This window comes from Rhizobium sp. BR 315, assembly GCF_050577975.1.
Lineage (GTDB): Bacteria > Pseudomonadota > Alphaproteobacteria > Rhizobiales > Rhizobiaceae > Rhizobium > Rhizobium miluonense.
Map to the genome: position 1 here is coordinate 1 of NZ_JARWKZ010000106.1, position 7,471 is coordinate 7,471.

The following is a 7,471-nucleotide window of genomic DNA, read 5'->3' on the forward strand; positions in this document are numbered from 1 at the left end:
GTGTGAAGAGCGGATTGGCGACGCCGCTGAACCGGCTGGCGTTGTTGGCGGTCACCGTGATCGCGCGCGGCGTCACCGTCAGATTGCTGCCGGTGTAGCCGATTGCGTAATTGGCATTGCCGAGCGTGCCGAGGCCGATCGCATAGGTGCCGATGCCGGAGCCGGTCGTGGCTGAGCTTGCAAGGCTGCCCGTCAGCGTGTCGCCATTGATGAGGCCCGAGACGGTGTAGCCGAAGACCAGATTGGCATCACCATAGATGCGGCTTGCATTGCTCGCGGCGACGGTGAGCGCGCGCGGGGTGATCAGAAGATTATTGCCGGTGTAGCTGATCGAATAGTTGGAATTGCCGAGCGTGCCCTGGCCGATCGCGTAAGCGCCAACGTTGGAATATTGCCCGGCGGGTGTCGAAAGCGAACCGGAAAGCGTATCGCCGTTGACGAGGCCGAGCCCACCGATTGTGTAGGTGAGCGCTGGGTTGACATCGCCATAGGTCTTCGAGCGAGCACCCGCCGCCACCATGAGCGCACGCGGATTGATCGTCAGGTTCGCGCCGGTATAGCTAATCGAATAGTTGGAATTGCCGAGCGTGCCCTGGCCGATCGCGTAAGCGCCAACGTTGGAATATTGCCCGGCAGGTGTCGAAAGCGAACCGGAAAGCATATCGCCGTTGACGAGGCTGAGGCCACCGATGGTGTAGGTCAGCATTGGGTTGACATCGCCATAGGTCTTCGACAGAGCATCCACCGTCACCGTGAGCGCTCGCGGATTGATCGTCAGGTTCGTGCCGGTGTAGCTGATCGAATAGTTGGAATTGCCGAGCGTGCCCCGGCTGATCGCGTAAGCGCCAACGTTGGAATATTGCCCGGCAGATGTCGAAAGCGAACCAGAAAGCGTATCGCCGTTGACGAGGCCGAGCCCACCGATGGTGTAGGTCAACGTTGGGTTGACATCGCCATAGGTCTTCGACAGAGCATCCGCCGTCACCATGAGCGCGCGCTGAGTGACGCTGAGATTGGCCCCGGTGAAGGTGAGTGCGTAGTTGCCGGAAGCTGCGAGCGAGCCTTGCGAGATTGTATAAGTTCCGACGTTGGATCCCGCCGCCGCCGCCGTCACGAGGTCGCCCGAGAGCGTGTCGCCATTGACGAGCCCGAGCCCACCGATGGTGTAGGTCAGCGTCGGATTGGCGTTGCCGTAGATGCGTGTTTGCGCGTCCGCCGTGACGGTCAGGGCGCGTTGGGTAACGCTGAGACTGCCATTGACGAAGTTGAAGCCATAGCCGCTCGAGGCGAGCGAGCCCTGCGCGGCGACGATATCATAGATTCCGACGTCGGCTGACGCTGCCGCGCCGGCCGAGGTAACGCTGGCCGATCCCGAGACGACACCTGAAAGCGTGTCGCCAAGATAGGCCCCGGTCACGCCCGTATCCAGGCCGGTGATCGTGGCGTTCGGCAGCGTCGCGACGTCGCCATACGTCTTGCTTGCATCGACAGCTGCCACCGTCAAGGTCGGGTGGTAGGCAAAGACGTAGCGATTGCCTGTCGCCGACACCGCGCCACCAGCCGTCGTATTCCAAACGGCCGTGTTGCCGCTGTCGAGCCCGCCGAACGTGTCGCCAGTCGGGTTGGCGGAATAGATCAGCCAGCGGCCGGATGTGGCTGCGACCGCGCTTGACCCTGCGTTATTGATGAAGGCACCACCAGCCACGAGCACAGGAGAGCTGCCGGAGATCGCGGCGCCTGATGCGATCGTCAGGTCACCCGCCGTCGCGATCTTGATCTGATCGCCTGTCACGCCTGTCACGAGGCAGTTGCAGGCATCAGTGGCGCTCGCCGCAACCGTCAAAGCGCTGGCGTCGTAGATATCCATGGCTCCGCCGGATGCTACGAATTGGCTGAACTGATTGCCGCTGTTCGTGAGCGTGAATGTGTTGCCTGACCCCTGCAGCATCAAAGTATTGGCGGAGACGGCGGCGGTTTGTGTGACGTTCCCGGGGCTCGACAGGTTGACCGTGCCGCTGACCGAAAGTGCCGTATCGACGGCGAAGTCGTTCACCGCAAAGATCGAGCGATTGGCGAATGTGAGGCCGGATGCCGTCGTGCCGGCAGTCGCGTTGGCATAGGCCGCGTCAAGCGCCGACAGCGTGCCAAGGGCGGTCGTGTCGCGCCGCCAGCCACCCGAAACGTCGACGTTGTTGACGGTGCCGAGTGCCGTGCGGAATGTTGCCCCATCGGCCGCACCCGTTGTCGCATTGGCAGCCGTATAGGCCAGCACATTGGTGCCGTTGGTCGTATCGATCGTGCCATTGGCGACGATCGCGTAGTAATAGCCGTTCGCTCCCGTCGTGACTGTCTGGACAGTGCCGTTTCCGACACGGACATTGACGAGGCCCGCACCATTCGCCCCGGAGGCAAGCGCGGTCGTGCCGCTGTTCTGATAGGCGATGCCGGAGATGGCCTGAACGCCGTTGGCATAAAACGGGGTAAGGTAAGCGTAGAGGCCGGGGGAGACGGTGAATGCAGAGCCGAGCCCGCTGGCCGTAGAACCGTCCTGCAATTGCGCCGTTGTGAGGCCGGTGACATTGCCCGACAGCCCAGCGGAATCGTTTGCGATTGCCGTGGTCGTCCCGCTCGTTTGCGTGTCCCAATAGCTATTGGCGATCGAGCCGCTATATGTATATCCGACAAGACCGCCAGCATTGCCACCGCTGACCGCGCCCGTCGAATAGGCGTTGCCGATCGTACCAAATAAGTATCCGATGAGTCCGCCGACGTTATTGCCACCAATGACGGCGCCGGTCGCATAAACGTTGGTGATCGAGACTCCATAAGAAGACGAGTCGGTCAGGCCGATGAGGCCGCCGGCATTGTTTCCGGTTCCTGTGACAGCGCCCGTCGCGTAAGCATTGTTGACGGCACCACTGACATATCCGGCAAGACCGCCCACTCTCACGGCGCCGCCGACCGTGGCGGAGGAATAGGCGCTGTTGATCGCACCACCGTTCAGATAACCGACGAGGCCGCCGGTGTTGCTGCCGCCATTCACCGAGCCGGTGACGTAGGTGTTGTTGATTGTGTTGCCGGACTGGTATCCAACAAGGCCGCCGACGTAACGGCCATAAGGATTCGTGTTGGCGACCGAGACGTTGACCAATCCGATATTCTGAATGAGGCCGCTGCTATAACCGAAGAACCCAGCGCCGTCGCCGCTCTTGGAGATCGTCAGATTACTGATTGTTTGGCCAAGGCCCTCGAACGCGCCGGTGAAATAGTTTAGGTAGTTTGGCCCAATCAGCGCATCGCTGTAAGTGGTGCCCGCCGCGTCAAGACTTCTGGCGAGTGCATATTGGCCCCCGAGACCAACCGACGTGATGTTGGCCACATCCGCCATCGAGTAGAGAAGCGAATAAGCCGCGCCATTGACACTGAGCAAGCCGCCCTGGTTCGACGTCGCAAGTGTACCATCTGCATTCAGATAGGTGATGCTCCCGACGAAGCCGGAACCGGTCAGTCCAAATGAGAGATTGCTCGCCGACGAGCCGTCATAGGCAAGCGCGACGGAACCCGCGCCCTTCACGGTGATCGGAGCGTTGATCGTCAGCGCACCGCCAGAGAGTAGACGGAGGCTGCTGCCTCCCGTCAGTGTCAGCGGGCTGGCGACCGTCAACGGCGATCCGCTCGCAGTCGTTACGGTCATTCCGCCTACCGTCACTGCCTGATCGATCGTGAAGCTCGCGCCGAGCGCGTTGATCAGAATGTTGGACGTACCGTTGATGGCGGCGGTGGCGCTTGCATCATTGCCGCTCGCAGCAATGGCGGCCGCTTTCGTGACACCAGCGGTTGAGTAAAGCGTCGACACCGTCGAGCCCGACATCGTGTTGCCGAGAAGATTGAACCCGGTTTGAACAGGCTGGTTAGACGCAGTGGCGAATGCTGCCGAGTTGGTCACGCCGGTTCCGGGATTGGCACTCGTATAGGTGACGAGCGAAGCACCGGGCGCGAAGGATCCCGCAGCGCCGAAGAGGTAATAGTAGCCATTGGCGCCTGTCGAGGCCGACCCGAAGCGACTGCCGTTGGCAAGACCGGTCACTGTGACCGCGCCGTTGAGGCCGGAGGCGGCCGGTGTCACCTGGTTGTCGACATAGGCGGTGCCAGAAATCGCCTGAATTCCGTTCGGGAAGAAACTGGTGAGATAGGGATAAAGACCATTCGTGCCGCCGGCGAAGGCGGAGCCGAGATTGACGCCCGTCGTCTGGAGACCCGATGTAGCAAGCCCGCTCACATTCCCTTGCTGGCCCGCCCCATCATTGCCGATGCCGTTGCTGGCGATGCCGCTCGTCGACATGTCCCAATAGGCGTTGGTAACGGAGACCGTGCCTCCACTCCGCGGCATGGTCTGGCCAATTAGCCCGCCCACGGTGGATTGCGTCGGCGCCGTAACGCGGCCGGTCGTATAGGCATTGCTGACGCTGGAAGTCCCACCATCTGTCATCATCATTCCGACGAGACCGCCGGCCTGACCGTATCGCGTGCTGGAAACCGCGCCAGTTGCATAGGCATTGATGATAGAGGCTGCCGCGGACGTCGACGCATAGTTCTGTCCGATGAGGCCTCCCGCCATGGTGCCGCCGAAGGCCGCGCCGGTCGCGAACACGTTGGAAATTGGCGCGGAAGCACCGTTCGATGCAAAGTTTATCCCGACGAGCCCACCGGTCGCAGCCGCTCCCGCTGTCGAGCCGACGGTTCCGGTCGCGTAGGAATTGGAAATCGAAGCCGTGACACCGATGTAGGCAAAATTCTCGCCCACCAAGCCGCCAAGAGTGGAATTCGCATCACCGGTGACTGTCCCCGTCGCATAAGAGCCTGTGATCGCTGCGATATCTTTATCGCCATAATTGTAGCCGACGAGGCCGCCGCCGAATCCGCCGGAGCCTGTCGTCACTGCACCCGTCGCGTAGGAGCCGCTGATCGTGGCCGAGCTCGCATAGGCGTGGTTCTGTCCGACCAGGCCGCCGGCCATGCCGTATTGTCCGACCGTCACGGTACCTGTTGCATAGGAATTGGCGATCAACACCGGCGCGCCGTGGCTCAATGTCGCGCCGACAAGCCCGCCGACCGAGGCGCTCGTTCCGCCGCTCACGCTCGTGGAGGCAAATGCGTTGATGACCGAGGCCTGCGTGCCGTTGCTGGCCGTTGTTAGAAGACCGACCAACGCACCATCCATCGCTCCGGGATTCGGATACCTGGGCGTTGTACCGACCCCGCTGACGCTGCCGCCAACCAGGCCGACATCCCGGATCGTGCCGCCCGTAACCGTGCCGAACAGGCCGACGGGCGCATTATTGGTTGTGCTGTTGATGGTCAGGTTAGAGATCGTGTGTCCCAGCCCCTCAAAGCTCCCCGTGAAAGTGGGGATCGGCGCATCGGTATAGGGCGTTGCCGTAAGATTGAGGTTGCTGGCGAGAGCGAAACGGCCAGAGTTTGCCGTGTTGATGTTCAGCAGATCCGAGGCGGAATAAACGAGCGTTTGCTGCGCGCCATTGAGCAAAAGCGCTTGCGAGCCCGGCGTGCCGGTGAAGTCGATGCTGCCGGCAAAGCGCGTCGCGGTCAGTCCGAAATCGATCGTGCCGCCGCTGCCGCCACCGACATTGGTGTTGAGCATCAGCGCGCCGGTGCCGCCGACCGTGACGGTTGACGCGACATTGATCGAATGCGCCGCGTCGAGCCTGAGGATATTGGCGCTCCAGGTGAGCGGTGATGCGATCGTGATGCCACCGGCCTGCGTGCCTGACGAACCGGTCGAGATCGTAACGTTGGCGGTCGCGAGTGCATTGGTCAGCGTGTTGACGTTGATGACGCTGTCATTGCCTGACGCCGTGAAGCCGGAGGAGTTGCTGTCCGTCCCCGTCGAAATGGTGACGTTATAGGGGTCGAGCAGCAGATTGCCGAACGAGCCATGCGCCGCCGTCAGATCGGTCAGACCGGCATAGGAGAGAAGCGCCTTGCCCGAGACTTCGACCTCGCCGCCATTGCCCGAGACCGCGCCGCCCTTGGCCGTGATCGTGCCGGCAAAGCGGGTGAGGTCATCCGACCATAAGACGACATTGCCGCCATTGCCCGTGGTGATGGCATCGGCATGGATGGCGGTGTTGGCATCGACATCAAGCGTCTCGGCATGCTGCAGCGTGCCCTTGCCCTGACGATTGCCGCCGATCGTGACCGTGCCGCCGCCGGTCTTGCCCGAGGCATTGATCTTCGCATTCGCAAGCGTGATCTTGCGGCCCGTCACCTGCACCTTGCCGCCCGAGCCGTGCCTGCTGCTCGCATCGATCTTACCCGAGATCGCAACCTCGCCATCGCCGCCCGACAGCACGATATCGCCGCTTCGGCCCGACACACCCCTCGCCTCGATCGTGCCCGACATGTTTACCGCCTGCCGCGCCATGTCCTTGGCCGCTGCCGCCGTCAGCTGCACCGTGCCGCCCCGGGCCGAGATCTTGCCGCTGTTCTCGACCAGCGCCCCACTGCCGCCCGCCTTGGTCGGTACTGCCACCTGCAGAAAACCGTCGCCGGACAGATCGAGCGTTGCCTGTTCGCCCGAACCCAAGGCCGCCTTGCCCATCGGCACGGTGATCACACCGCTATTGGCGACCGTGCCGCCGATCAGCGCCATGTAGCCGCCGCGGTTGATGGTGATCGCACCGGCATTCGTCACCGGCGCCGAGGCGCCATTGCCGGTGAAGCTCCGCTTGCCGGCCATGAAGTCGTCGTCGGAGATGCCGAGCGTCGAGGCGACGAAGGCCCCGGCCTTGATCGTCCCGGTCTTGGTAATGGCAATGCCGTTCGGATTGATCAGGTAGACCTGGCCATTGGCGTTGATCTGACCCGCAATGGTCGAGCTTGTCCCACCGGTGACGCGATTGAGGATGGCGGCATTGGCATCGGGCTGGACGAAGGTGACCCGGTTGCCCTTGCCGACATCGAAGCTCTGCCAGTTGACGACGGCGCTGCCGCTCGCCTGGTTGATCGTCAGTGCCCCTGCCGATGGCGTTCCGATCGTCGCACTGCCGGCCGCCACCTGACCGCCCGTCGGCAGCGACTGGGCCAGCACCGCCGTCGAATGCACCAGCGCCGTCGAGGCCAGAAGCGCCACAAGCCGGGTCTTGTGGGAAAGCATCATGCGGGTCGTCTGTCGGGTCATCACTTTTATCCTAGAATTGAAACGCCGCAGCAACTGTAAATCGATTGTCGTTGGAGCCGTCGCCGAAGCGCTCGACGCGGCCATATTCGAGGTTGACGTTCATGCTGTTGAAGCTCGTCTGTTCGGCCGCCGCCAGCCGCAGGCCGAGGCCATAGGCCGCGCCGCGCGAAAAGCCGCTCTCCAGCGCCGTCGGCTGGTAGAGCTTGACGCCGCCATAGGCGCCGAACAGGTAAGGCGAGACCACCACGGCCCCGGCCGTGCTCGTTCCATCGG

Annotated in this window: 1 protein-coding gene and 1 pseudogene; both read right to left on the minus strand. The window is 62.6% G+C overall.

Annotated features, from left to right (window positions below):
* A partial coding sequence (locus QD409_RS34940; protein WP_430764984.1) for an MBG domain-containing protein occupies positions 1-7,198 on the minus strand: 7,198 nt, incomplete at its 3' end.
* Between the two features lie 10 nt (positions 7,199-7,208).
* Positions 7,209-7,471, minus strand: a pseudogene (locus tag QD409_RS34945) (ShlB/FhaC/HecB family hemolysin secretion/activation protein); the annotation flags it as partial.